Consider the following 25,282-nt stretch of genomic DNA (forward strand, 5'->3'; position numbering starts at 1 on the left):
GGCACATCATGACGACGACGGAGCAACGGCTGCGGTGGCATCTGAAGGGCCGCGGCTACGAGTTCTGCAACTGCGCGCCCGGGTGCGGGTGCAACTTCCACGGGTTCCCCACGTCGGCCGACGGCAGCTGCCGGGCGATGGTCGGCAACCACATCATCGACGGGGCCTGCGGTGACGTCGACCTCTCCGGCGTCAAGGCGATCGCGGTGATCGACTGGCCGAAGGCCATCCACGACGGCGGCGGCAAAGCGGTCTTCATCGTCGAACCCGAGACCGCCGACGAACAGATCGACAGCCTGGCACAGATCTACACCGGTCAGCTGGGCGGCGACCCATGGGGCATATTGGGGACCACGTTTGAGGTGGCCGGACTCGTCAAGGCGCCGATCAGCTTCGAGGGCAACGGAATTCACACCACCATGACAGCCGAGGGTGTCGGCCGCGCCACCGGGGGCAGTTTCAAGAACCCCGTCACCGGCGAGCCCCACCAGGCGCAGATCGTGCTGCCCGACGGCTTCATCTGGACTCGCGGCGAGTGCGGGATCGGCACCTTCTCCGTCGAAGCCGAAGGTATCCGGCTCGACTTCACCGACACCAACTGGATCCTGTACGAGTTCGACTGGTCCAACAACTGAACCCTACGCGGGTTGATCAACTCCTAGACTTCGGCAGATGGAGGCCGACTACGTCGTCGTGGGAACAGGCTCCGCCGGATCGGTGGTGGCGGCCAAGCTCAGCGCGGACCCGTCTGTGGCCGTGGTGGCGCTCGAAGCGGGTCCGCGCGACAAGAACATGTACATCCACATCCCCGCCGGGTTTCAGAAGCTGTTCCGCAGCGAGGTCGACTGGGACTATTTGACGGAGCCCCAGAAGGAACTCGACGGCCGCGAGATCTACTGGCCGCGCGGCAAGATGGTCGGCGGCTCGTCGTCGATGAACGCGATGATGTGGGTTCGTGGCTTCGCAGCCGACTACGACGAATGGGGCGAGGCGGCCGGCGAGCAGTGGAGTTACGCGCACCTCGAGCCGTACCTGCAGCGCATCGAGGGCGGACCGCTGTCGATCACCCGTCAGCGCAGCCCGCGCAGCTCTACGGCGGCGTGGCTGGCTGCCGCCCAGGAGTGTGGTTACCGGGTCGAAAAGCCCAACCAGGCGGCGCCGGAGGGGTTTTGCGAGACGCTCGTGACGCAGCGCCGCGGCGCCAGGTGGAGTGCCGCCGATGCCTACCTCAAGCCGGCGCTCAAGCGCCGCAACCTCACCCTGGAGACCGAGGCGCTGGCCACGAGGGTGGTCTTCGACGGCCGCCGCGCCGTCGGCGTCGAGATCGAGCAGGGCGGGTCGCGGCGCGTCATCAAAGCCCGCCGTGAAGTCGTGCTCTGCGGCGGTGCGATCAACAGCCCGCAGCTGTTGATGCTCTCGGGAATCGGCGATCGGGAGCGGCTGGCCGAGCACGGCATCGAGGTGGTGGCGCACGCACCGGGCGTCGGGTCGAACCTGCTGGACCACCTCATCGCCGCGCTCGGCTTCGACATCCCGAATGATTCGCTTTTCGGCGCCGAGAAGCCGCTGCAGCTGCTGAACTACTTCTTGCGCCGTCGCGGCATGCTGACCTCCAACGTGGGGGAGGCCTACGGCTTCGTTCGCAGCCGTGACGACCTGGCGCTGCCCGACCTCGAGCTGATCTTCGCGCCCGCGCCGTTCTTCGACGAGGGTGTCGGCGATCCCCATGACACGCACGCTGTCGTGCTGGGCACCATCCTGCTCAAGCCGCGCAGCAGCGGCAGCATCGAATTGCGCTCGGCGAACCCGAGAGACAAGCCGGTCATCGATCCGCGCTACCTTTCCGACCCCGAGGGCGTCGATCGTGCCGCGATGATGGCCGGGTTGCGCATGTGCGCGACGATCTCGCAGGCGCCCGCGCTGAACGGGGTCATCGGACGGATCGCCCGGCCTCGCGAGGCCACCTCACTCGACGACGAGACCCTCGAGCAGGCGCTGACCTACGTGTCGCACACGCTCTACCATCCGGTCGGCACCTGCCGCATGGGTCGCGACGACGCCAGCGTGGTCGATCCGCAACTGCGCGTGCGCGGGGTCGACGGGTTGCGGGTGGCCGACGCCTCGGTGATGCCGGCGATCATCCGCGGGCACACCCACGCACCGAGCGTGCTGATCGGCGAGAAGGCCGCCGACCTCATCGCCACCTGAGCCGGGCGATCGTGCCCGCATGCCGACCCGGTCAGTGGGCCAGCGCGAGCACCTCGTCGAAACCCTCGACCAGACAGTCGTGGAAGATCTCGAAATCCGGTATCGCCCCAGCGTCGGCGTTCACGCCGAAATGGCAGGTGTCGACATAGGTCAGCAGCGTCACGTTCACCGCGGCGCCGATCGTCGGACCGAACGCATACTGGGCGCTGACCGGTGCGCCGCCCAGATACACCGGCACCGGGATGCCCGGCACGTCGCTGGCGACGAAGTCCACGTGTCGCAGGATCGACCCGATATACCAGCGCGGCATCAGGTTCAGCACCCCGGCGATCATCTGGGTGTACGGCAGCGAACGTTCGTGCCGCACCTGCCTTGCGTGCCGGTGAATCTCGCGGATCCGCTGCGCGGGGTCGGCGATGCCGGCAGGCACGTCGAACCGCATCAGGGTGATCCGGTTGCCGCCCATCTCGTCGGTCTCGGTGCGCAGGCTGATCGGCATCGACAGATGCACATCGCCGAGTTCGATGCCGTGCTTCTCGTGGTAGCGGCGCAGCCCACCGGTGACCCCGGCGACGAACGCGTCGTTGAGCGCGCCGTCGCACCGGTGGGCCGCGTCGCGAAGCCGGGCCAGGGAGACATCGTGAACGGCGAGGCGGCGCACCAGGCTGCGTTCGGCCATCAGCGGCGAACCGGTGCGGTTGACCGGACGCACGGTGCGGTACACCGACGCAGCGGTGGCGGTCGCGGCGTTGGCGGCCGCGATCGGATGGCGAATCCCGTTGTACAGCAAGCCGGGTGCCGCTTTGGCGGCCGCGGTGAGTGAGGTTCCGGCCAGCTGGGCGTCGTAGCGCAACACGTCGGCATAACCACTGAGCAACGGCCGGTCCGTGGCGTGAGGCTCGGTCGGCAGGATGGCCGCGTGGCCCGCGTCGCGCTCGAGGTCGAATAGGGTCATGCCGATCTGGACGCCGCCGACGCCGTCGGTCAGGGCGTGGTGGAACCTGCACAGCAGGGCTGCCCTGCCGTCGGCGAGGCCGTCGATCAGCGTGGCCTCCCACAGTGGGCGGGCGCGGTCGAAGTCGGCCATCTCCGCCAGCCGGGCCATCTCGAGCACCGTGTCCGGCCCGCCGGGCGCCGGAGCGGTGACGCGGCGGAGGTGGAAGTCGAGGTCGAAGTCGGGGGCCGTCTCCCACCGCGGCGGGGCGGGCGGAGGTGAGGGCACCACCCGCTGCCGGAACATCGGTAGCCGGCGGCTGACCAGGTCGAGGCGGTTGCGGACCACATCCCAGTCGGGCACCTCGTCGAGCATGATCGTCGTCACGACGGTCGACCGCAGGCGTGGATCGCTTTCCATCGCCCAGGTGAAGGCGTCCGTATTGCGCATGAAATCGGTCATTGTCTACTCCCGCCCACACGCTACGACCGCGTTCGACACCAAGTCATCCCCTTGTCCGAGTTGAGGACTTTCTACCCTCGCAACACCTTCCAACGTCACAGGCACTTCCGGGCGAAGAAGGCGCCGCTGCGACGATCCGACAGCCCCACATCCTTGCGGCGCGGGGCACAATGAAGTCGATGACCATGAGCGCCAAGCGTCGGCGAGCGCACGACAGGCTCGCGGCGCTGCCCGGTGTACGCCCGGTCCGCAGGCCGGTGTGTCCGGGGTCGGACGAGCAGTTCGATCTCTACTACGTGCGCACCGGTCGCAAGTCGGCCCGTCCGCTGGTGCTCATTCCCGGCGGGCCCGGCGCCGCGTCGGTCGCGCTGTACCGGGGGTTTCGCCGCCGCGCCGCCGCCGCCGGCCTCGATGTGATCATGGTCGAGCACCGCGGGGTGGGGATGTCGCGCCACCGCGACGACGGTGCCGACCTGCCGCCTGACGCGATGACGATGGACCAGGTGGTCGACGACGTCGCCGCGGTGCTCGACGATGCCTCGGTGCACAAAGCGGTGATCTACGGCACCTCCTACGGCAGCTATGTCGCCGCCGGGGTCGGGGTGCGTCACCCCGACCTGGTGCACGCGATGGTCCTGGACTCCCCGTTGCTGTCGGCCGACGACATCGACGCGGTGCGCCAGGCGACCCGCCGTTCGCTGTGGGACGGCGCCGATGCCGAGACCGCACAGATCGCGCCCACGATGCGCCGCCTCGTCGGCGACGATGTGCTGACGCCCGCCGCCACCCAACTGGCGATGGCGGTGTACGGGTTCGCCGGACCGGCGGTCCTGCGGCGCCAGCTCGACCTCCTGGCGGGCGGCCGCCACTGGCTGTGGTCGGCGATGGACCGGCTGTCGCGGTTCGTGCTCGAACGCAAGGCGCCCTACCGGCACGAGCCGGACCTGGTGAACCGGATCGCCTACCGCGAGCTCAACTACGCCGCCGATCCTGACGGCAAGCCTCTGGACCCGGCCGCGGCGTATCGGGAATCCGATTCCGAGACAATCGCATTCGAGACCGAGCCCTACGATCTGGTCGCCCAGATGCCCCGGTTCAGCTGGCCGACGGTGGTCGTGTCGGGCGGCCGCGACCTCATCACGCCGCCGACCGTCGCGCGGCGGATCGCCTCGCTCATCGGCGATGCCGTCCTGGTCGAGCTGCCGACCGCCGGCCACAGCATCGTCGACCTTCGCGAGCGGGCGGCGCTGGCCGTCGTGCAAGCGGTCTACGAAGGCACCGCGGCGCAACTGCCGGAGCGATCCGCCGAACTGGATTCCCGACCGGCGGGACTGGCGGTACGCACGTTGATCGGGGTGCTTCAGGCCGCCGCGACCCTCGAAGCGCTTGTGCCGGCTGCGGTTCCGCGCGCAGTCAACCGGGTCACGGCTTCATGAATCCGATCTTTGTGTAGTCGGGATCGGCGAGGCCGAACGCACCGAAGTTCGCCAGATTGGTTCGCGCGGCGATGTTTCCGGTCGATTGCGTCAGCGGCAGGCTGAACACCTCCTCGAACAGCAACTTGTCCAGCTCGTTGGCCAGTTGGCGGGCCTTGACGGGATCGAGTTCGCTGACCGTTTCCTCGATCTTCGCGTCGATCTGCGGGGTGCTGATCTTGCCGAAGTTGCTCTCGGCGCCGGTGCGGTAGATCTGAGTCAGGCTCGCCAACGGGAATGCGTCTCCACTCCAGGCGAATTGAGCGATGTCGAAGTTGCCGACGGTGACGAAGTCGGTGAAGAAGCCGGCGGCGGGCCGGATGTCGAGTTCGAGCTTCACTCCGATCTGGGCCAGGTTGTTCTGCGCGATCTGCCCGTACTGGCGGGTGCCGATCGAGTCGAACAACACGTCGCGGATCACCAGTTGGCGGCCGTCCTTCTCGCGGAACTGCCCGTTGAGTCGCCAGCCGAGTGCGTCGAGTTCCTGTCGGGCCTTGTCCGGGTCGAAGGCGACGACACCGCTGTTGTCCTGGTAGCCCTCCTGACCCGCGACATAGATGTGGTTGTTCAGCGGCTCCGGGTTGTCGGCGAGCCCGCGCTGTGTCACCTCGGCGATGGTCTTGCGGTCGATGCCCTTGGCTATCGCGCGCCGCAGCGCGGGGTCGGCCAGGATCGAACCCGGCGCACCGTTGAAGGTGAAGTGGTACCACGCCAGCCCGGGAGCACGCCGGACGCTGACGCCCTGGGTGCGCCGCGCGATCTCCATCTCGTCGAGAGTCGCCAGGCCGGTGGCGTCGATCGTGTTGTTCTGCAGCGCAGGGATCCGCGCGGCGTCATCGAGCACCAGGTAGGTGACGGTGTCCAGCACCGGCGGGGTGGCCCACCACTTCGGGTTGCGGGTCAACGTGATTCGCTTGGCGCCGCGGTCCAGGTTCGAGATGATGAACGGGCCTGCCGACGGGCCGGGACCGCTCAGCTGGGCCCTGTTGAACGCCTCCGGGGTCGCCGTCGAACTCTTGGGCAGCAGCACGGAGCTGCCGGCGAACATGCCCTGCCAATCGGCCCACGGCTGGGCGAAGGTGATGACGGCCTGGCGGTCGTCGACTCCGCGTTCGACCTTCTCGACCCGGTCGCTGCCGTTGGTGGCGGCGATGGCGAACGCCTCGTCCGTGCCGCTGGTCGCGTTGATCTGCGACTGGATGTCCTCCCAGGTGATCGGCGTGCCGTCGCTCCACACCGCGTCGGGATTGATGGTGTACGTCACCACCTGCGGGTCGGTGCTGGTGAGTTCGACGTCGGTGAAGAAGTCGGTGTTGACGGAGGCCGAGCCGTCGGCGGCGATCCGGAACGCGCGCGGCATCGTCGAGCGCATCAACGCGCCCACGTCACCGGTGTTGCCGTCGATGTGCAGCGAGTTGAAGTTCGGCGGGAAGTCGTTGAGCGCCAGCCGCAGATTGCCGCCCTGCTGCAGCTCATCGACGGGTTGGGGGTTGATGTCGTTGGTCGTGCCGACCTCGGCGGAGCCACCGGCCGACGGGACTTCGTCGTTGCCACCGGAGCAAGCGGTCAGGGTCAGCGCGGCGATGACAGTTGCCAGCCCCAGGGCCCGAGCCAAGCGTCGAATCTCCATGCGATCCGACTCTAGCGGCGATTCACCTCGGGCTGCGGAACCGCGGCGAGCAACCGCTTGGTGTAGTCGTGCCGCGGATCGGTGAACACCTGGTCACCGTCACCCTGTTCGACGATGACGCCCTGGTACATCACCGCGACCCGGTGGGCCAGGTGCTTGACCACCGACAGGTCGTGCGACACGAACAGATACGACAACCCGAAGCGCTGCTGAAGGTCGAGCAGCAGATTGATGATGCCGGCCTGGATCGACACGTCGAGGGCCGACACCGGCTCATCGAGCGCGAGGATCTTCGGCTGCAGCGCCAACGCCCGCGCGATGCCGATGCGCTGCTTCTGCCCGCCGGAGAACTCGGCCGGATAGCGGGCGGCATCGGCTCGCCCCAGGCCGACGGTCTCCAGCAGCTCGGCGACGCGGTCCTGGATGCGGGCCTTGTCGACACCGCCGGCCTGCAGCGGTTCTGCCAGCACGTCGAACACCGGTAGTCGTGGGTCCAGCGAGGCCACCGGATCCTGGAACACCACCTGCACGTCGCCGCGCAGCTCCCGACGGCCCCGACGGTCCAGCGTCGCGACGTCCCGGTCGAGTACCTCGATGGACCCCGACTGCGGCGCCGTCAGCTGCAGAATCTCGTGCAGCGTCGTCGACTTGCCCGACCCGGACTCCCCGACGATGCCGAGCGTGCGGCCCTGCTGCAGCTCGAAGCTGACACCGTCGACCGCACGCACCTCGCCGACCTGGCGGCGGATGACCACACCCTTGGTGAGCGGATAAGTCTTGGCCAGATCACGCACCCGCAGCACCACCGGCGCATCGGAGGTGTCGGGCGCCTCGGGTGCGCTGGTGGACACGCCGTAGATGTCGGCGGCGCTGCGTCCGACCACCTGTTCGGTCCGGATACAGGCGGCGCGGTGCTCGGCGGATCCCATGGGCAGCAGTTCCGGCTCGGCGGCACGGCACTCGTCGATCGCCAGCGGGCAACGCGGCGCAAAGGGGCACCCCTGCGGCAGGGCGGCCATGACGGGTGGAGCGCCGGGGATCGGCACCAGCCGCGCACCCTGCGGCGCGTCGAGACGCGGGACCGAGCCGAGCAGGCCGACGGTGTAGGGCATGCGACGGTCGCGGTAGAGCGTGTCGACCGTCGCGACCTCGACGGCCCGTCCGGCGTACATCACCAGCGCGCGGTCGGCGAACTCGGCGACCACCCCGAGATCGTGGGTGATGATCAGCACACCCGCGCCGGTCACCTCCCGGGCCGTCTCGAGCACCTCGAGGATCTGCGCCTGAACCGTGACGTCCAGCGCGGTCGTCGGCTCGTCGCAGATCAACAGGTCCGGGTCGTTGGCGATCGCGATCGCGATCACCACGCGCTGGCGTTCCCCGCCGGACAACTCGTGCGGGAAGGAGCGCGCGCGCCGGTCCGGCTGGGCGATGCCGACGAGTTCGAGCAATTCGACCGCCCGCGCCCTGGCCGCCTGCTTGCCGACGTCGCGCTGGTGGGTCCGGATCGCCTCGGCGATCTGGTCACCGACGGTGTACACAGGGGTCAGCGCCGACATCGGGTCCTGGAAGACCGTGCCGATCGCCTTGCCTCGGATCGTCGACATGTGCTTGTCCGACCGGCCGATCAATTCGTCACCGTGCAGCCGGATCGAGCCGGACACCTCGGCGTACCCGGGCAGCAGCCCGACGACGGCCATCGCGCTGGCCGACTTGCCCGCGCCCGACTCACCGACCAGTGCGACGACTTCACCCTTGTCGACATGGAAGTCCAAGCCGCGCACCGCGTTCACCGGGGCCGCATCGGTCGGGAACGCGACGCTGAGGTCGCGGACCTGCAGCAGGCTCACCGCTTCGCCCCACGGCCGCGCAGCTGCTGCGAATTCGGGTCGAGGGCGTCACGCAAACCGTCACCGATGAGGTTGGCGCACAGGATGATCAGCACCAGAACCCCGGCCGGGAACAAGAACAGCCAGGGAAACGTCGTCGCCGATTTCGTGCCGTCGGCGATCAGCGTGCCCAGCGACACGTCGGGCGGCTGGATACCGAATCCCAAGAAGCTCAGCCCGGTTTCGGCGAGCACGGCGACACCGACGTTGAGCGCGGTGTCGATGATGATGAGCGACGCGACGTTCGGCAGGATGTGGCGGGTGATGATGCGCCAATCTCGCACGCCCATATAGCGTGCGGCGGCGACGAATTCGCGATCGCGCAGCCCCATCGTCATGCTGCGCACCATCCGGGAGCTGATCATCCAGCTGAACAGCGACAGCAGCACGATCATCCAGACGATGTCGCCCTTGGTGCGCTGCACCACCATCAGGATGAGCAGGAGGGACGGCACCACGAGCATCAGGTCGACGAACCACATCAGCACGGGGTCGCGCCACCCGCGGAAGTAACCCGAGATCGTCCCGACCGTCGCCGCGATGAGCGTTGCCAGGAACGCCACGCACACGCCGATCAGCATGGACTTCTGCATGCCACGCAACGTCAACGCCAGTACATCCTGGCCGAGAGCGTTGGTGCCGAACCAGTGGTCGGCGCTGGGCGGCTGTTGGAGCGCGTAGAAGTCCAGATCGCTGTAGCCGTAGGGCAGCAGCGGTGGCAATGCATAGCAGCCGACGAACATCGCGACGAGCAGCACGAGTGAGATCACCGCCGGCTTGTTGCGCAGGAAGCGGCGCAGCACCAGGGTCCGGCGCGACGCGAAGTCGGGGAGGTCGGTGGTCGCCTCGGCGGCGGTGGGTGCGGTCATGACACCCGAAGCCTCGGGTCGAGGCCGGCTGCGATCACGTCGGACAGCAGCCCGGCCAGCAGCACCACCACGGCGGAGAACAACGTAATCGCCACGACGATGTTGATGTCCTGGTTCAGCGCGCCCTGCACGGCCCATTCGCCGATGCCGTGCCAGCCGAAGATCTTCTCGACGAACAGCGCGCCGGTCACCAGGCCGGCGATGCTGTAGGCGAACAGCGTCGCCATGGGAATCAGCGCCGTACGAAGCCCGTGCTTGAACAGCGCCTGCCTGCGGGTCAGCCCCTTGGCCCTGGCGGTGCGGATGAAGTCCTGGCCGAGCACATCGAGCATGGCGTTGCGCTGATAGCGGCTGTATATCGCGATCGAGCCGATGGCCAGGGTGATGGACGGCAGCACCAGATGCTGGAGGCGGTCGACGATCTGGTTCCACGTGCCCTCCACCGGATCCGGTGAGGTCTCGCCGATGTACTCGAACACCTGCGTGCCCAGCGAGGAGTTGACCCGGTTGGCTCCGAGGATCAGCAGACTGGCCATCACGAACGTCGGGGTGCTGATGGCCAGCAGGGACAGGATCGTGATCGTGCGGTCGCTGAGCCGATACTGCCGGATCGCGCTCCACGCACCGGCCACCACGCCGACGACCGTCCCCACCACCGATCCGATGAGCAACAGCCGCAGGCTCACCCCGATGCGGCGCCACAGCTCATCGGACACCGGCTGCCCACCCACGGTGACGCCGAAGTCGCCCTGCGCGACCCCGGCGACCCAGCCGACGTACTGCTCGAGGACCGGCTTGTCCAGCCCCAGTTCGACCCGTTTGGCGTCGATGACCTGCTGAGGCGGTCGCGGGTTGCGCGACTGCAGCGACTCCAGCGGGTCGAACTGCCAGGAGGCCAGCAGGAACACCAGGAACGAGGCCAGTGCCAACAGGACGAGGTAGTTGAGCAGCCGGCGGGCCAGATACCGCGTCATGCGGTGGGTCCGTCCGGCAGCGCGCACGCGAGGAGCAGGACGGCCAACGGCATGCGCACAGGTTAAGAGATGGCGGCGGCGCGGGGCGTGATGCGGCTGCGCGACGTGGCCGACGGACGAGGTGGGAGCCGCAAAGTAATCGTTTCGTTATCTACCGCTGCGGTTATCCGTGTGGGGTGCGGGAGTCGACGACGACTTCCGATGCGCTTTTCGATGGGCCGCGACGCTGGCTGGTCGAGGTCCCCGGAGACCAAGGAGTGGTCAGGGTGAATGCGAAGCAGATCAAGATGTTCTCCGCGACGATCGGCGCGGGCGCGCTGCTCGGCATGGGCGCGGTCGCCGTCACCGTCGGCACCAGCTCGGCGCAGGAGGTCGAACCGCTGCCACCGGGCCCGGTGACGACGTCCGAGATCACCACCGGTGAGACGGTCACCGAGACGGTCGCCCCCGAGGCGCCGGAGTCGCCGGCCGCGACGCCGCCGATCACGACACCGCCGTCGACCATCGCCACCGTCACGCCGTAGTCGCTCAGAGCCCACCGCGGCACCTTTCACAGCGGGCGCACAGGAAAGGCTCAGCCGTGGCCAATGCCGGCCGCCGATAATGGGCCCATGACAGCTCCGTCCGGCATCGGCGCGCAGGAAACCGGTCGCGTCGTCATGCACCGCGCCGACGGCAAGCCGATTCGCGTGCTGGTGGTCGACGACGAGCCCGTCCTGGCCGAATTGGTCTCGATGGCGCTGCGTTACGAAGGCTGGGACATCGCGACCGCGGCCGACGGGGCCTCGGCAATCGCCTCGGCCCGCGAGACCGCGCCTGACGTCGTCGTGCTCGACGTGATGCTGCCGGACATGAGCGGGCTGGAGGTGTTGCGCCGGCTCCGCGAACAGATCCCCGGCCTGCCCCTGCTGTTGTTGACCGCCAAGGATGCGGTCGAGGACCGCATCGCCGGCCTGACCGCGGGCGGCGACGACTACGTCACCAAGCCGTTCAGCATCGAAGAGGTGGTGCTGCGGCTGCGCGCACTGCTGCGGCGCACCGGCGTGACCAGTGAGTCCGGCGCGCCAAGATCGTCGTCGGCGACCTCGTGCTCGACGAGGACAGCCACGAGGTGATGCGCGGCGGCGAGCTGATCAGCTTGACGGCCACCGAGTTCGAACTGCTGCGCTTCATGATGCGCAACTCCAAGCGCGTGCTGAGCAAGGCTCAGATCCTCGACCGCGTGTGGAGCTACGACTTCGGCGGCCGGTCCAACATCGTCGAGTTGTATGTGTCGTATCTGCGCAAGAAGATCGACAGCGGGCGCGAGCCGATGATCCACACCCTTCGCGGTGCCGGATATGTCCTCAAGCCCGCGCGCTGACCCCGCGCCGACGCGGATCCGCTCGCCGAGGACGTGGTCGCTGAGGGCGCGGCTGCTAGCTTCGCAGGTGGCACTGCTGGCGCTGGTGTGCGCTGCCATCGGGGTCGCCACGGTCTTTGCGCTGCAACACTTCCTGACGAATCAGCTGGACGACCGGCTCGCCGAGACGGGGCGCCGGTCAAGCGGGCTCTTCGAGATGGGGCCGCCTGCACCGCCACCGGGCGCTCGGCCGCCGCCCGGCTTTCCCCGGCGGATGATGCTGCGCGACGACATGGGTCCGGGGCCGGCTTTTCTCAACGCGCCGGGCCAGGCCGCAGGCACTCTGGGCGGCATCGTCTCGCGTGGCCGCACGGTCGACGCCGGAGTCGTCACCGCCGACGGCACGCGTGCTCGGATCAGCTCTGCCGCAGCACAACAACTCGTCGGCATCGACCCAACCGGCATACCCCAGACCCGCGAAATCGACGGGCTGGGAAGCTACCGGTTGATCGCCATGCCGGTGCGCGGGCCCGGCAGCGCCGTGATAGTGACCGGCCTGCCGATGTCGGATGTCGGCGACACGCTGCTGACCGTCGTCGTCATCTTCTGCGTGGTGGGCGCGACGGCGTTGATCGCCGGAACCACAGCCGGAATCGTGATCATCCGTCGCCAACTGGCGCCGCTGGCAAGGGTCTCCGACGCGGCCCAGCAGGTGGCCGGCCTCGAGCTCGACCGCGGCGAGGTCCAACTGCCGACGCCGATCGTCGACGTCGACCCGGCGGCCGCGCACACCGAGGTGGGGCAACTGGGTTCCGCGCTCAACCGGATGCTCGACCGGATCGCGTCGGCGCTGTCGGCACGGCATGCCAGCGAGACCCGGATCCGTCAGTTTGTCGCCGACGCCAGCCATGAGCTGCGCACCCCGCTCGCCGCGATTCGCGGCTATACCGAACTGGCACAACGCAAACGCGACGACGTACCCGACGATGTCGCTCATGCCATGAGTCGCGTGCAGTCCGAGGCCGTGCGCATGACAGCGCTCGTCGAGGACATGCTGTTGCTGGCCCGGCTCGACACCGGGCGGCCGCTGGAGCGCTCACCGGTGGACCTGTCCCGGTTGCTCGTCGACACGGTCAGCGACGCACACGTCGCCGGGCCGGAGCACCAGTGGTCGTTGGACGTGCCCGACGAGCCCGTTATGGTCGCCGGTGACGAAGCCCGGCTGCACCAGGTACTGGCGAATCTGCTGGCCAATGCCCGTCTCCACACACCGCCCGGTACGGCGGTCGCGACGTCGTTGGCGGTCGGCCCCGACGGCGCGGCGGTGCTCACGGTCGCCGACGACGGGCCCGGGATCCCGGAGTGGTTGCAGCCGGAGGTCTTCGAGAGGTTCGCCCGCGGCGACTCGTCGCGCTCGCGGCGCGGAGCCGCTCCGGTGGCGACATCGGCCCAAAGCGGAAGCACCGGGCTGGGGCTAGCGATCGTCGCGGCCGTGGTCAGGGCACACGGCGGCGCCATCGCCATGCACAGCGCTCCGGGCGACACCCGCTTCACCGTCACCCTGCCCGCAAGCTGACCCCTTCTCCCGCCATTCCCGCGACTATTCCCGCGACTATTCCGGCGAGCGTGCGTGTCTGCGCACGACACGCTGTGGAGATTCGACACTTTGCGCACGCTCGCGCCCGGTGACGCCGAGCTGGTCACGGCATAGTGTCGAAGGATGTCTGTCACCGACGAGTACCTCAAGAACAACGAGGCGTACGCGAGCACCTTCACCGGTCCGCTGCCGCTGCCGCCGAGCAAGCACGTCGCGGTCGTGGCGTGTATGGACGCGCGACTCGACGTCTACCGGATACTGGGCCTGGGCGACGGTGAGGCGCATGTCATCCGCAACGCCGGCGGGGTCATCACCGACGACGAGATCCGCTCCCTGGCGATCAGCCAGCGCCTGCTGGGGACCAAGGAGATCATCCTTATCCACCACACCGACTGCGGCATGCTGACGTTCACCGACGACGGGTTCAAGCAGCAGATCCAGGACGAGGTCGGCATCAAGCCGGAGTGGGCAGCCGAGGCGTTCATCGACATCGAGGAGGACGTGCGGCAGTCGTTGCGCCGTATCGAGGCGAGTCCGTTCGTCACGAAGCACGACTCCGCGCGCGGTTTCATCTTCGATGTCGCAACGGGCCGGCTCGCCGAGGTCTCGCTCTAGACCTCATCTCTCGCGCGAGGGTGCGCGTTATGTCGCCGATTCCACGGCGTGTCTCGTGCAAACACGCACGCTCGCCGAAACTGCAGCGTTGACAGCGGCGGCCACCGCATCGTTTAATATCGGGTAATGGTCATAAACATGGTCAAATCAACCAACTTTACGAGGAAATGATGACCGCCACCGAGCAACTCAACGCGGGCCGCTACGAGCTCAGCCACCTGCGTTCGCTGGAGGCCGAGGCCATCCACATCATCCGCGAGGTGGCCGCCGAGTTCGAGCGGCCCGTGCTGCTGTTTTCCGGGGGCAAGGACTCGATCGTGATGCTGCATCTGGCGATCAAGGCGTTCCGGCCGGGCCGGTTGCCGTTCCCGGTCATGCACGTCGACACCGGACACAACTTCGACGAGGTGCTGCAGACCCGCGACGAGCTCGTCGAGGAGGCGGGCGTGCGTCTGGTCGTGGCCAAGGTGCAGGACGACATCGACGCCGGCCGGGTGGTCGAGACCATCCCGTCGCGCAACCCGCTGCAGACCGTGACGCTGCTGCGGGCCATCCGCGAGAACAAGTTCGACGCCGCGTTCGGCGGGGCGCGACGCGACGAGGAGAAGGCCCGCGCCAAGGAGCGGGTGTTCTCGTTCCGCGACGAGTTCGGGCAGTGGGACCCCAAGGCCCAGCGGCCCGAGCTGTGGAACCTCTACAACGGCCGCCACCACAAGGGCGAGCACATCCGGGTGTTCCCGCTGTCGAACTGGACCGAGTTCGACATCTGGTCCTACATCGGCGCCGAGAACATCAAGCTGCCGCCGATCTACTACGCCCACCACCGCAAGGTGTTCGAGCGCGACGGCATGCTGCTGGCGGTGCACAAGTACCTGCAGCCGCGCAAGGACGAGGAAGTGGTCGAGAAGTCCGTGCGATTCCGCACCGTCGGTGACGTCACGTGCACCGGCTGTGTCGAGTCGACGGCCGCGACGGTCGCCGAGGTGATCGCCGAGACCGCCATCTCGCGGTTGACCGAACGCGGCGCCACCCGCGCCGACGATCGCATCTCCGAGGCAGGCATGGAAGACCGCAAGCGCGAGGGATATTTCTGATGGCGACGCTGCTTCGCATCGCGACCGCAGGCTCGGTGGACGACGGCAAGTCGACCCTGATCGGCCGGCTGCTCTTCGACTCCAAGGCGGTGATGGAGGACCAACTCGCCGCGGTCGAGCGGACCTCCAAGGAACGCGGCCACGACTACACCGACCTGGCTCTGGTCACCGACGGTCTGCGCGCCGAGCGCGAGCAGGGCATCACGATCGACGTGGCTTACCGCTACTTCGCCACCTCGAAGCGCAAATTCATCATCGCCGACACCCCCGGGCACATCCAGTACACCCGCAACATGGTGACCGGCACGTCGACGGCCCAACTGGCCATCGTGCTGGTCGACGCGCGGCACGGGCTGCTGGAGCAGTCGCGCCGCCATGCGTTCCTTGCGTCGCTTCTGGGCATCCAGCACATCGTGCTCGCCGTCAACAAGATGGACCTGATCGGTTGGGACAAGGAGCAATTCGAGAAGATCCGGGACGACTTCCATGACTTCGCCGCGCGCCTCGACATCCATGACGTGACGACGATCCCGCTGTCGGCGCTCAACGGCGACAACGTCGTGACGAAATCCGACAACACGCCGTGGTACGAGGGGCCGCCGCTGCTGGCTCACCTGGAAGAGGTCTACGTCGCGGGCGACCGCAACCTCACCGATGTGCGGTTCCCCGTCCAGTACGTGATCCGCCCGCAGAGCCGCGAACACCACGATCACCGCAGCTATGCGGGCACCGTGGCCGGCGGCGTCATGAAGGTGGGTGACGACGTTGTCGTGCTTCCCAGCGGCCTGTCGTCGCGCATCGCCTCCATCGAAGGTCCCAGCGGGCCGATCGAGGAGGCGTTCCCGCCGATGGCGGTGTCGATCAGCCTCGCCGACGACATCGACATCTCCCGCGGCGATCTCATCGCCCGGCCCAACAACCAGCCTCGGGTGGCTCGGGAGTTCGACGCCACCGTGTGCTGGATGGCCGATGCCGCATCGTTGGAACCCGGCCGTGACTACCTCGTCAAGCACACCACCCGCACCACGCGGGCCAAGGTGACGGGCCTGGACTACCGCCTCGACGTCAACACGCTGCATCGCGACAAGACCGCGACCGCACTGAAACTCAACGAGCTGGGCCGAATCTCGCTGCGCACCCAGGTGCCGCTGTTGCTCGACGAGTACAGCCGCAACGCGACCACGGGTTCGTTCATCCTGATCGACCCCAACACCAACGGCACCGTCGCCGCGGGCATGATCCTGCCACAGGTCTCGACGCGCACCTCGAGTCCCAACACGGTGCGCCACGAGTCGCTGTGCAAGGCCGAGGACCGGCTGTCGAAGGGCCGCACGGTCTGGTTCACCGGGTTGAGCGGATCTGGCAAGTCGTCGGTGGCGATGCTGGTCGAGCAGAAGCTCCTCGAAAAGGGCACTCCCGCCTACGTTCTCGACGGCGACAATCTTCGGCACGGCCTCAACGCCGACCTCGGCTTCTCGATGGCCGATCGGGCGGAGAATCAGCGCAGGCTGGCGCACGTCGCGGCGATCCTCGCCGACTCCGGCCAGGTGGTGCTGGTGCCGGCGATCAGCCCGCTCGAGGAACACCGTGCACTGGCGCGCAAGGTGACCACCGATGCCGGTCTGGACTTCTTCGAGGTGTTCTGCGACACCCCGCTGGAGGACTGCGAACGCCGCGACCCGAAAGGCTTGTACGCCAAGGCCCGCGCCGGTGAGATCACGCACTTCACCGGCATCGACAGCCCCTATCAGCGGCCGAAGAGCCCGGATCTGCGGCTGACCCCGGAGCGCAGCACCGAGGAACTCGCAGACATGGTGATCGAGTTGTTGGAGCGCGATCAGTGAGCGATCACGAGCTGGCGGCCCGCCTGGCGACCGAGGCCGGCTCGCTGCTGCTCGAGGTGCGCGACGAGCTCGCCGACGCCACCGAGAAGGAGCGTAAAGCGGCGGGCGACAAGCGTTCCCACGACTTCCTGATGGAGGCGCTGGCCCGCGAGCGGCCGCATGACGCGGTGCTGTCCGAGGAGGGCGCCGACAACCCGGTCCGCCTGTCCGCCGACCGGGTGTGGATCGTCGACCCCCTCGACGGTACTCGCGAGTTCTCCGAATCGGGCCGCGTCGACTGGGCGGTCCACGTCGCACTGTGGCAGGACGGGGCGGTTGTCGCCGGCGCGGTGGCGCTTCCCGCTCAGGACATCACCCTCGCCACGCCCACCGTCGCCACGCCGCCGTCGAACTCCGGTCAGCCGCGCATCGTGGTCTCCCGAACGCGGCCACCGGCGCTCGCGCTGGCGGTGCGCGACGCGCTGGACGGCGTACTCGTCGAAATGGGCTCGGCGGGCGCGAAAGTCGCATCCGTCGTGCAGGGCCTGTCCGACGTCTACGTGCATGCCGGCGGCCAGTATGAGTGGGACTCCGCGGCTCCCGTCGCGGTCGCGCGTGCCGCGGGACTGCACACCTCGCGCATCGACGGCTCACCGCTGGTGTACAACCGGGCCGATCCGAAGCTGCCCGACCTGCTGGTGTGCCGGCCGGAGTTGGCGGAGGCCGTACTCACGGTGACGAAAACGTAGCCGTCGCCCTTCACACCGAGCCGGGTCCGGAGGACGATGGGGACATGGGTGACGATTCATCGGCGGACGCCGCGAAGGGGCAGGTATCGACCAACGCCGCGGAAGTGTACGAGGAGTTCTTCGTACCTGCGCTGTTCGCACAGTGGGTGGAACAGATACTCGACGCTGCCGACGTCCACGAAGGTGACCGTGTGATCGACGTCGGTGCCGGCACGGGCATCGTCGCGCGCGCCGCCCTGCAGCGGGTAGGACCAACCGGGTCGGTGATTGCGGTGGACCCCAACGACGGGATGCTCGCGGTGGCCGCCAAGATGGCCCCCCAGCTGGACATCCGACCGGGGACAGCCGAGCGACTGCCGGTCGATGACGATGAGATCGACTGCACGACATGTCAATTCGCGTTGATGTTCTTCGACGATCGGTCCCGCGCTATCAGTGAGATGGCCCGCGTCACACGTCCGGGGGGACACGTCGCAGTCGCCACCTGGGCCGCCGTCGAGGAATCCCCCGGCTATGCGGCGATCGTCGATCTGCTCGGCGACGTCATCGGCGATTGGGCCGCCGAGGCGTTACGCGCGCCGTTCACCATCGGCACGCGCGACCAGCTTGCGGATCTGTTGCGGCCGTGCTTTCCGGAAGTGTCGGTTCAACGGCGCGAGGGGCAGGCCCATTTCGAGTCGCTCGACCAGTGGCTGCACACCGACATCCGGGGCTGGACGCTTGCCGAGCGTGTCGACGACGAGCAGTTCCGGCGGTTGCGCAAAGCGGCGAGCAGGGAACTCGATGAATTCGTCGGCGAGGACGGTCGGGTCACCTTCGCGGCACCGGCGTTGTTGGCGACGGCAACGGCGGCATAGCGGCGATACGACTGCCCGGCGACGCCATACCGGTAGCCGCCGCGGCGTGAACTGGCAGAATCCCCATCATGCGGATGTCGGCCAAAGCTGAGTATGCCGTCCGCGCGATGGTGCAGTTGGCGACCGCCGACACCGGCGTGCTGGTCAAGACCGACGATCTGGCCAAGGCGCAGGGCATCCCGCCGCAGTTCCTGGTCGACATCCTGTCCGATCTGCGCACCGATCGCCTGGTGCGCAGCCACCGCGGGCGCGACGGCGGCTACGAACTGGCCCGGCCCGCCGCCGACATCAGCATCGCCGATGTCCTGCGGTGCATCGACGGTCCACTGGCCAGCGTGCGCGACATGGGGCTGGGCGACCTGCCCTACTCCGGGCCCACCGCGGCGTTGACCGACGTCTGGCGCGCGTTGCGGGCCAGCATGCGCTCCGTGCTCGAGCAGACCAGCCTCGCCGCCGTCGCCTCCGGCGCGCTGCCTCGACACGTCAGCACGTTGGCCGACGACTACCGCGGCCAGGAGTCCAAGCGCGGCCACTCGGTGAGTTAGCGGCGACGCCGCAACCGGCTGCGCGCGGGTCAGCCCGAACCGGATCCGTAAGGGCGGGTGATGATTTCGAGGTAGTGTCCCGCCGGATCCTGGAAGTAGACGCCGCGGCCGCCGTCGTTGTGGTTGATCTCGCCCGGACGATTGCCGTGCGGGTCCGCCCAGTGCTGCATACCCCTGGCCCGAATGCGGCCGTAGATGTCGGTGAACTCGTCTTCGGATACCAGGAACGCGTAGTGCTGCGGCCGGATGGTGTCGTCGGGGCCGACCTGCGCGAAGTCGAGGCTCACTCCATGGTTGAGCTCCACGGCCAGGAACGGCCCGAACTCCTTGGCCCGCGGCAGGCCGAACAATTCGGTGAAGAAGTCCGCCGACCGCTGCCTGTCTGTGGCGGCGACGATGGTGTGGTTGAACGTGATGGCCATGTGCGATCAGTCAACCACCGCCGCCCGACGCGGGGCAACGGTGCAGGATGGACCCATGGCTGGAGTCGACGTGCTGACCTGGTTGATGACCGAGACGGTCGGGGTGCTCCTCGACAAGGCGGTGCGGTAATGGGGTTCGATCTACGCGATCTCGAGGTTCCGGTGCTGGTGGCCCCGATGGCGGGTGGACCATCGACACCCGAACTGGCCGCGGCCGGTTCGAGTGCAGGTGGCCTCGGTTTCGTCCCGGCGGGTTACCTCACCGGCGACGTGTTCGCCGAGCGGCTCACCGCTGCGCAGCGCCTGACCACCGGACCCGTCGGTGCCAACCTTTTCGTCCCTCAACCGAGCGCGGCCACCCCGGAGGCGATCGAGCGCTATTCGGCGGCGCTGCGCGCTGACGTGCAGCGCTACGGCGCCGAACTCGGCACACCACGCTTCGACGACGACGCGTGGGCGGCCAAAGTCGGCGTCCTGCTCGACCTGCGGCCCGCCGTGGCGTCCTTCACGTTCGGCCTGCCCAGCGCCGACGAGGTCGGGCGACTGCGCGCGGCGGGCATCACCACCTTCGGCACGGTCACAACGCTGGCCGAGGCGAGACGCGCGGTGGCCCGTGGCGTCGACGGTGTGGTCGTGCAGGGTCCGGCGGCCGGTGGTCACCGCGGCACCCTGGACCCGACCGCGGCCCCGTCCGAGGAACCACTCGACGTGCTGCTGCCCGCGGTGATCGCCGACGTCGAGGTGCCCGTCGTCGCCGCGGGCGGGCTGATGACCGCCGACGACGTCGCGTGGGCGCGACGGTCCGGTGCCGTCGCAGCGCAACTCGGCACCGCCTTCCTGCTCGCCGACGAAGCGGGCAGCGGCGCGGTGCACCGGACAGCGTTGCGCGACGGCGCCTTCACCGAAACCGCTGTCACCAAGGCGTTTTCGGGCCGCTACGCCAGAGGTCTGCGCAACCGCTTCATCGACGACCATGAGGCCGAGGCGCCGTTGGGCTACCCCGAAGTGCACTACCTGACCAGCCCGCTGCGGGCGGCGGCGATCCGCGCGGGCGATCCGCACGGCTTCAACGTGTGGGCCGGCACCGGATTCGCCAAGGCCGTTGCCGGGCCGGTCGCCGACATCATGCGGACGCTCACCTGACCTGACCGCCCCACCGATCAGCGCAGGTCGTCGATGACGACGTCGCCGGTCTCCGACCGCGCGGTGACGACGGCGTCGGCCGAGCCGCGATCCCGGGTCTGCGGCACCCGGACCACCGTGGCGCCCCGGTCTTGTCCCGTGCTGGCGTCGACGACGTAGCGACCGTGAGCCGGTAGCCCGAGCACGACATCTCCGTTGCGACTCTCGACGTCGACGGTGCGCGGTGCGGCTTCGGCGAAGTCGACCACGACGTCGCCGCTGACCGTGGTGGCCGAGAAGGAGTCAGTCACGACGATCGGGTCGCGGGTGACGACTTCGCCGTTGACGTTGTGGACCTCGACCCGTCGTGCCGACCCGCTCAGTACCACGGCGCCGTCCTCGGTGCGGGCGATCAACTGGTCGAGATCGGCCTGGGCGAGCACCACTCCGGTGTCCTGCTGGGTGGTCACGCTCAACCGGCGCGCCAGATCGGGCGGCAGCACGATGGTGATCTCGCCGGCGCGACTCCACTGTAGAAAGCGCGACGACTCGCCGCTGATGGATACCCGCGCATCGCCGTTCTGGGTGTCGACGGCCAACGGGTTCGCCGCGGCCGCGGTCGAATTGACCATCCGGAGGTCGGCGCGCGGTTCGCGCGCGTCACGGTCGGCGGAGATGCGCACCACGACGGGGACCTGACCGGTGTCGACGGTCAGTGTGCGCATCGACGACGGCAGCGGTCGGGAATCGGTGATGACGCGGAAGTTGATGAGGCCCCACGCCGCCGCGCTGAGGGCGACGAGGGTCCCCACCACCAGCACCGCGGCGGCGACGATGAGCGTTGCGCGGATCGCCGTGCGTCCTCCCGGGGAGAGCGGGGGCGTCGGTGCCGGCGGTGGGGGAGCGATGGTCGTCACGGGATGTCCTTCCAGCAGGTCAGGATTCGAGGTAGCGCAGCACCGCCAGCACGCGGCGGTTCTCGCTCTCGTCGGGGGCCAGGTCGAGCTTGGTGAAGATCGACGCGATGTGCTTCTCGGCCGAGCCCACCGACACGTGCAGCGCCGCCGCGATCGCGGAGTTCGTCTTGCCCTCGGCCATCAGTTGCAGCACCTCGTGCTCGCGCTGGGTGAGCGCTTCGAGCGCGCTGCGCCGGTGGGAGCGCAGCAGGATCTGGGACACCACTTCGGGGTCGAGCACCGTACCGCCGCTGCCGACCACGTCGACGGCGTCGAGGAAGGCGGGCACGTCGGCCACCCGATCCTTGAGCAGGTAACCGAAACCCTTGGTGTCCGAGGCGATGAGGTCGGCCGCATACCGTTCCTCGACATAGTGGGAGAGCACCAGCACCGCCGACTCGGGATTCTGGCTGCGCAGCAGCGCGGCGGCGCGGATTCCCTCGTCGGTGAACGTAGGTGGCATCCGCACGTCGACGATCGCGAGGTCGGGGCCTTCGGCGTTGACCAGCCGTAGCAGGTTGGTCGCATCGGGCACACCGGCCACCACCTCGTGGCCGGCATCGGTGAGGATGCGCTCGATGCCGGCGCGCAGCAGTGCGGAGTCCTCCGCGATCACGATTCGCATGGCAGCACCGCGGTGACGATCGTCGGACCGGCCGACGGGCTGGACACGGAGAAGGTGCCGCGGGCCGCGCGCACGCGTTCCTCCAAACCCCGCAGCCCGGTGGCGTCGTCGTCGGTGATCTGCGCGCCACCGACACCGTCGTCGAACACCGAGACCGACAACCGCGAGGACGCGTCGTCGAAGCGCACGGTGACGATGGCCTGGGTGGCCTGCGCGTGTCTGACGACGTTCGTCAGCGCCTCGGCGACCACAAAATACGCGCACGCCTCCACCTCGTCGGGCAGGCGCCGCGGCAGGTGGACATTCAGTGTGGTGGGCACGCCCATGTTCCGGGAGCGCTGAACCACCGACGACAGCGCGGCGTCCAGGCCCCGGTCCGACAGAATCGTCGGAGCGATGCCGCGCACCACGTTGCGCAGCTCGACCAGCGCGGCCTTGGCGTCGTCGTGCGCCTCGGCGATCAGCGTCTTGGCGGTAGGCGGGTCGGTGTCGAGCTTGGTCTGCGCCAGCCCGATGGTCATGGCCAGCGACACCAGCCGCGGCTGAACGCTGTCGTGCAGGTCGCGTTCGATGCGATGACGCTCGGTCTGCGCCGACGACACGGCGCCCTGTCGGGCATCGGCGAGCGCGCTGACCTGATGCTGCAGCTGCGCGGTCGGCGACGGCGGCAGCAGCCACCGGTCGATCGACGCGTCGACGGCGGGGCCAAACACCAGGATCGCGACGGCGGCCGCAACCGCCACCAGTGCCAGCAACCACGCCAGCGGGACGGGCAGGAACGACAGGCCGGCGTCGTCGTCGCTCTGCTGGATCGCGATCGCCGCGGCCGGGCCTAGGAAGGTGAAGATTAGCAGTCCGAACGCAATGCCGACGGCGACCATGTCGTAGGCCATCCGGAGGTAGTGGTGCGCGACGACCTTCCAGAACCGGGCGCTGCTGACGTCCAGCCACAGTTGGTGCAGCCAGCGCTGGAAGCCCGTGTAGTGCGACATCCGCCGCGGCGGCGCCGCGATTCCCATTCCGAAGACGGCTTCGCTGCGCAGGCGCTCGACCCGGTCGACGCCCCGTATCAGGTAGATGAACACCACCGTTGCCAGTGCGAACCCCACACCGCTGGGAATCGAGGAGACGCCGATGACCAGGATGCCGAGCGGAATCCAGAACCACACCAGCGCAATCGCGGCTCCGGTGATCATCGAGGCGGTCGGCACCAGGCCCAGGGCACGGGTGCGCCGCGCCTCGACGTCCTCGCCGTCGGCGGGCGCGGCCGCGGTGTCTGGATCGGTGTCGGTTACTGCAACCATGTGATCAAACCTATGGACTGCGCGGGCCGGGCGACACACCGTTTCCCGGAGACTCCGGTGGGGGATAACCCCCGCACGTCACTTGGGTGCGGTCAGCTCCAGCGCGATGTTGTCCGGATCGCGGAACTCGAGGATGTAGGCGGGGCCGATGTCCTTCATCGGCTCGTGTGCGATGCCCAATCCATCGAGATGCGTTGCCGCAGCTTCTATTTCACTCTTAGTGCCGAGCCGGAAGGCCAGATGGTCCAAGCCGACCCGGTTCTCGTCGAACCGGTCGTCGGCGACCGGACGCAGACCCAGCAGCGCGCCGCCCAGATCGTAGATGACGCCGCCGTGCAGGAAGCCCAGCGTCTCCCTGGTCGCTTCGTCGGCGCCTTCGGGCAGTTCGAAAAGGATTGCCCAGCCGAACACGGATTCGTAGAACCGCCGCGACCGCTCGATGTCGGTGACGGTGAGGCGCACATGCGCGACGGACGTGGTGTTGATCGCCATCTCCCCATGCTGCCAGCGGCTCAGGAGTCCTCGGGCCCTATCGCGGGCATCGGCGCCGTCGGTGTCTCGGCGACCGCCATCTTGGCGGCCGAGTCGGTGGGGATCACGCCCGCGGCCAGGGCCGCCAGCGCCGCCTCCGTCCCGACGTCACCGCGGGCCCGTTCACTCATCAGCCACCGGATCTCGAGCAGATCGCAATACGCCTGAATCGCTGTCCCGGTGTTGGCGACGGCTGCGTGGGCGTGGTGCATGCCCGGCGTCGCCACCTCCATCACCCACAGCTGTGCCGCGGTGTGCTCGTCGACGTCGTGGCCGGCATCGCGGCACAACTGGCCCTGGTAGGTGTAGAGGTCGCCGAGCAGGATCCGGGCCTGACCCTCGCCGACATCGAGTCCGGTCAGCTCGCGCAGGCGCTGGGCGTGATAGCGGCGGTCGCCGACCGCGACGTGCAGCCGCAGCTCCTCGGAGTCCGGGCCGAGCGGCCGCAGCACGATCTCGTCGACGGCGAACCCGAGCTCATTGAGCCGCCGGATCATGCCCTCGACGTGATAGCGGTCGGCGAGCCCGAACACCGGCTGCTCATGCAGCACCTCCCAGAGCTGTTGATAGCGACCACGAATGTCGAGAGCCTCGTCGATGACGGTGTCCTCCAGCTCGGAGCGGCCCAGCTGCTCGATGAGGTCCACCATGCCGGCGGCCACGTTCTCCACCAGGATGTCGATGTCGTGTTCGCGCTGACCGTCGGACAGCGACGGGTGCACCTCGCTGGTCTCGGCGTCCACCAGAGACGCCTGCAGGACCTGGCCGTCGCGGCGGAACAGCGTGTTGGCCAGCGAGCAGTCGCCCCAGAACACGCCGTGGCGGTGCAAGTCGACCATCAGGTTGGCCATCGCGTCGAACAGCCGGGCGCGGTGCTTGGGCTGATCCGGCGGCAGCCGCTTGAACAGTCGCCGGTACTGCCACGAGCCGCCGAGGAACCGGGTCACCAGAATGGCGGTGTCGAAGTGCGGTTGGCGCACCAGCCCCGCGGGCCGCACCGCGGGCAGCCCCATCCCCTCGAGGGTGCGCAGCACCGCGAACTCCCGGTCCGCGATGCGCGGCGGCATGTCCTTGAGCGCCCACAGCGCACCGTCGGCCTCGGCGAACTTGACCAGGTGGCGGCTCGGGCCCACCGCGACGTCGCGCAGCGGTACGTCGGGCACCGTCCACTCCGACAGCGGACGTTCCCACGGCAGCGCCAGCAGGTCGGCGGTTGGTGCCCGCAGCCGGATGTCGGGCACCCGCATGGACATGACGTT

At 68.5% G+C, this 25,282-nt stretch carries 24 protein-coding genes and 1 pseudogene; 14 read left to right on the forward strand and 11 right to left on the reverse strand.

Features of this window, described 5'->3' with window-relative positions:
• Positions 1-8: 8 nt before the first annotated feature.
• Together K3G64_RS15250 and K3G64_RS15255 are read left to right on the forward strand one after the other, a co-directional pair.
• Complete coding sequence (locus K3G64_RS15250) at positions 9-635, forward strand: DUF1326 domain-containing protein (RefSeq protein WP_238885452.1); 627 nt, start codon at positions 9-11, stop codon at positions 633-635.
• A gap of 37 nt (positions 636-672) precedes the next feature.
• Positions 673-2,208, forward strand: a complete 1,536-nt coding sequence (locus tag K3G64_RS15255; protein WP_238885453.1) for a GMC family oxidoreductase — start codon at positions 673-675, stop codon at positions 2,206-2,208.
• 31 nt (positions 2,209-2,239) lie between these two features.
• On the opposite strand, the gene K3G64_RS15260 is transcribed toward K3G64_RS15255, so the two are convergent.
• Positions 2,240-3,604: a wax ester/triacylglycerol synthase domain-containing protein gene (locus K3G64_RS15260; protein ID WP_238885454.1), complete on the reverse strand. Its 1,365-nt coding sequence runs from the start codon at positions 3,602-3,604 to the stop codon at positions 2,240-2,242.
• 179 nt (positions 3,605-3,783) lie between these two features.
• Here K3G64_RS15260 and K3G64_RS15265 point away from each other — a divergent pair, with 179 nt between their 5' ends.
• Positions 3,784-5,040 (forward strand): alpha/beta fold hydrolase, encoded by a 1,257-nt coding sequence (locus K3G64_RS15265; protein WP_238885455.1) that lies wholly within the window; start codon positions 3,784-3,786, stop codon positions 5,038-5,040.
• On the opposite strand, the gene K3G64_RS15270 is transcribed toward K3G64_RS15265, so the two are convergent.
• The 4 genes from K3G64_RS15270 to K3G64_RS15285 are packed head-to-tail and all read right to left on the reverse strand — an operon-like array spanning position 5,027 to position 10,441.
• Complete coding sequence (locus K3G64_RS15270) at positions 5,027-6,709, reverse strand: ABC transporter family substrate-binding protein (RefSeq protein WP_238885457.1); 1,683 nt, start codon at positions 6,707-6,709, stop codon at positions 5,027-5,029. The two genes, K3G64_RS15265 and K3G64_RS15270, sit on opposite strands and share 14 nt — an antisense overlap.
• A gap of 11 nt (positions 6,710-6,720) precedes the next feature.
• Positions 6,721-8,559, reverse strand: coding sequence for a dipeptide ABC transporter ATP-binding protein (locus K3G64_RS15275; RefSeq protein ID WP_238885458.1), 1,839 nt, complete (start codon positions 8,557-8,559; stop codon positions 6,721-6,723).
• Positions 8,556-9,467 (reverse strand): ABC transporter permease, encoded by a 912-nt coding sequence (locus K3G64_RS15280; RefSeq protein WP_238885459.1) that lies wholly within the window; start codon positions 9,465-9,467, stop codon positions 8,556-8,558. Before K3G64_RS15280 ends, K3G64_RS15275 begins: the two co-directional genes overlap by 4 nt.
• A complete protein-coding gene (locus K3G64_RS15285; RefSeq protein WP_238885460.1) occupies positions 9,464-10,441 on the reverse strand; it encodes an ABC transporter permease in 978 nt (325 codons plus the stop codon). The genes K3G64_RS15280 and K3G64_RS15285 overlap by 4 nt, the downstream gene beginning before the upstream one ends.
• A gap of 266 nt (positions 10,442-10,707) precedes the next feature.
• On the opposite strand from K3G64_RS15285, the gene K3G64_RS15290 reads away from it, so the two are divergent.
• The 9 genes and pseudogenes from K3G64_RS15290 (at position 10,708) to K3G64_RS15330 (ending at position 19,063) form a co-directional block, all read left to right on the forward strand.
• Positions 10,708-10,965, forward strand: a complete 258-nt coding sequence (locus K3G64_RS15290) for a hypothetical protein (protein ID WP_238885461.1) — start codon at positions 10,708-10,710, stop codon at positions 10,963-10,965.
• 135 nt (positions 10,966-11,100) lie between these two features.
• A pseudogene (locus K3G64_RS15295) lies at positions 11,101-11,804 on the forward strand (response regulator transcription factor).
• Positions 11,782-13,359: a sensor histidine kinase gene (locus K3G64_RS15300; RefSeq protein WP_238885462.1), complete on the forward strand. Its 1,578-nt coding sequence runs from the start codon at positions 11,782-11,784 to the stop codon at positions 13,357-13,359. The pseudogene K3G64_RS15295 and the gene K3G64_RS15300 overlap by 23 nt, the downstream one beginning before the upstream one ends.
• Positions 13,360-13,503: 144 nt before the next feature.
• Positions 13,504-13,995 (forward strand): beta-class carbonic anhydrase, encoded by a 492-nt coding sequence (locus K3G64_RS15305; RefSeq protein ID WP_238885463.1) that lies wholly within the window; start codon positions 13,504-13,506, stop codon positions 13,993-13,995.
• 170 nt (positions 13,996-14,165) lie between these two features.
• Positions 14,166-15,089, forward strand: a complete 924-nt coding sequence (cysD, locus tag K3G64_RS15310) for a sulfate adenylyltransferase subunit CysD (RefSeq protein ID WP_238885464.1) — start codon at positions 14,166-14,168, stop codon at positions 15,087-15,089.
• On the forward strand, positions 15,089-16,933 hold the full coding sequence (gene cysN, locus K3G64_RS15315; RefSeq protein ID WP_238885465.1) for a sulfate adenylyltransferase subunit CysN: 1,845 nt from the start codon (positions 15,089-15,091) through the stop codon (positions 16,931-16,933). The genes cysD and cysN overlap by 1 nt, the downstream gene beginning before the upstream one ends.
• Positions 16,930-17,661 (forward strand): 3'(2'),5'-bisphosphate nucleotidase CysQ, encoded by a 732-nt coding sequence (locus K3G64_RS15320; RefSeq protein WP_238885466.1) that lies wholly within the window; start codon positions 16,930-16,932, stop codon positions 17,659-17,661. Before cysN ends, K3G64_RS15320 begins: the two co-directional genes overlap by 4 nt.
• A 44-nt stretch (positions 17,662-17,705) precedes the next feature.
• Entirely contained in the window at positions 17,706-18,518 is an 813-nt protein-coding gene (locus K3G64_RS15325; protein ID WP_238885467.1) for a class I SAM-dependent methyltransferase, read from the forward strand.
• Positions 18,519-18,586: 68 nt separating this feature from the next.
• On the forward strand, positions 18,587-19,063 hold the full coding sequence (locus K3G64_RS15330; protein WP_238885469.1) for an Rrf2 family transcriptional regulator: 477 nt from the start codon (positions 18,587-18,589) through the stop codon (positions 19,061-19,063).
• A gap of 29 nt (positions 19,064-19,092) precedes the next feature.
• Here the strand turns inward: K3G64_RS15330 and K3G64_RS15335 are convergent, their stop codons facing one another.
• Entirely contained in the window at positions 19,093-19,485 is a 393-nt protein-coding gene (locus K3G64_RS15335; protein ID WP_238885471.1) for a VOC family protein, read from the reverse strand.
• Between K3G64_RS15335 and K3G64_RS25545 the strand changes: the two genes are divergently transcribed.
• Together K3G64_RS25545 and K3G64_RS15340 are read left to right on the forward strand one after the other, a co-directional pair.
• Entirely contained in the window at positions 19,484-19,615 is a 132-nt protein-coding gene (locus tag K3G64_RS25545) for a hypothetical protein (protein ID WP_255727765.1), read from the forward strand. The two genes, K3G64_RS15335 and K3G64_RS25545, sit on opposite strands and share 2 nt — an antisense overlap.
• Entirely contained in the window at positions 19,615-20,628 is a 1,014-nt protein-coding gene (locus tag K3G64_RS15340) for a nitronate monooxygenase (protein ID WP_238885472.1), read from the forward strand. The genes K3G64_RS25545 and K3G64_RS15340 overlap by 1 nt, the downstream gene beginning before the upstream one ends.
• 17 nt (positions 20,629-20,645) lie before the next feature.
• Here the strand turns inward: K3G64_RS15340 and K3G64_RS15345 are convergent, their stop codons facing one another.
• The 5 genes from K3G64_RS15345 to K3G64_RS15365 all read right to left on the reverse strand — a co-directional run bounded on the left by K3G64_RS15345 (position 20,646) and on the right by K3G64_RS15365 (position 25,270).
• A complete protein-coding gene (locus K3G64_RS15345) occupies positions 20,646-21,524 on the reverse strand; it encodes a DUF4097 family beta strand repeat-containing protein (RefSeq protein ID WP_238885474.1) in 879 nt (292 codons plus the stop codon).
• Between the two features lie 19 nt (positions 21,525-21,543).
• Positions 21,544-22,188: a response regulator transcription factor gene (locus K3G64_RS15350; RefSeq protein ID WP_238885475.1), complete on the reverse strand. Its 645-nt coding sequence runs from the start codon at positions 22,186-22,188 to the stop codon at positions 21,544-21,546.
• Positions 22,176-23,492 carry a sensor histidine kinase gene (locus K3G64_RS15355; protein ID WP_238885476.1) on the reverse strand — a complete coding sequence of 439 codons (1,317 nt, stop codon included), beginning with the start codon at positions 23,490-23,492 and terminating at the stop codon, positions 22,176-22,178. The genes K3G64_RS15350 and K3G64_RS15355 overlap by 13 nt, the downstream gene beginning before the upstream one ends.
• 78 nt (positions 23,493-23,570) lie before the next feature.
• Positions 23,571-23,984: a VOC family protein gene (locus K3G64_RS15360; protein ID WP_238885477.1), complete on the reverse strand. Its 414-nt coding sequence runs from the start codon at positions 23,982-23,984 to the stop codon at positions 23,571-23,573.
• Between the two features lie 20 nt (positions 23,985-24,004).
• Complete coding sequence (locus tag K3G64_RS15365; RefSeq protein ID WP_238950701.1) at positions 24,005-25,270, reverse strand: DUF4032 domain-containing protein; 1,266 nt, start codon at positions 25,268-25,270, stop codon at positions 24,005-24,007.
• Positions 25,271-25,282: the final 12 nt, after the last annotated feature.

The sequence above is a fragment of the Mycobacterium sp. IDR2000157661 genome (genome assembly GCF_022317005.1).
Taxonomy (GTDB): Bacteria; Actinomycetota; Actinomycetes; order Mycobacteriales; family Mycobacteriaceae; genus Mycobacterium.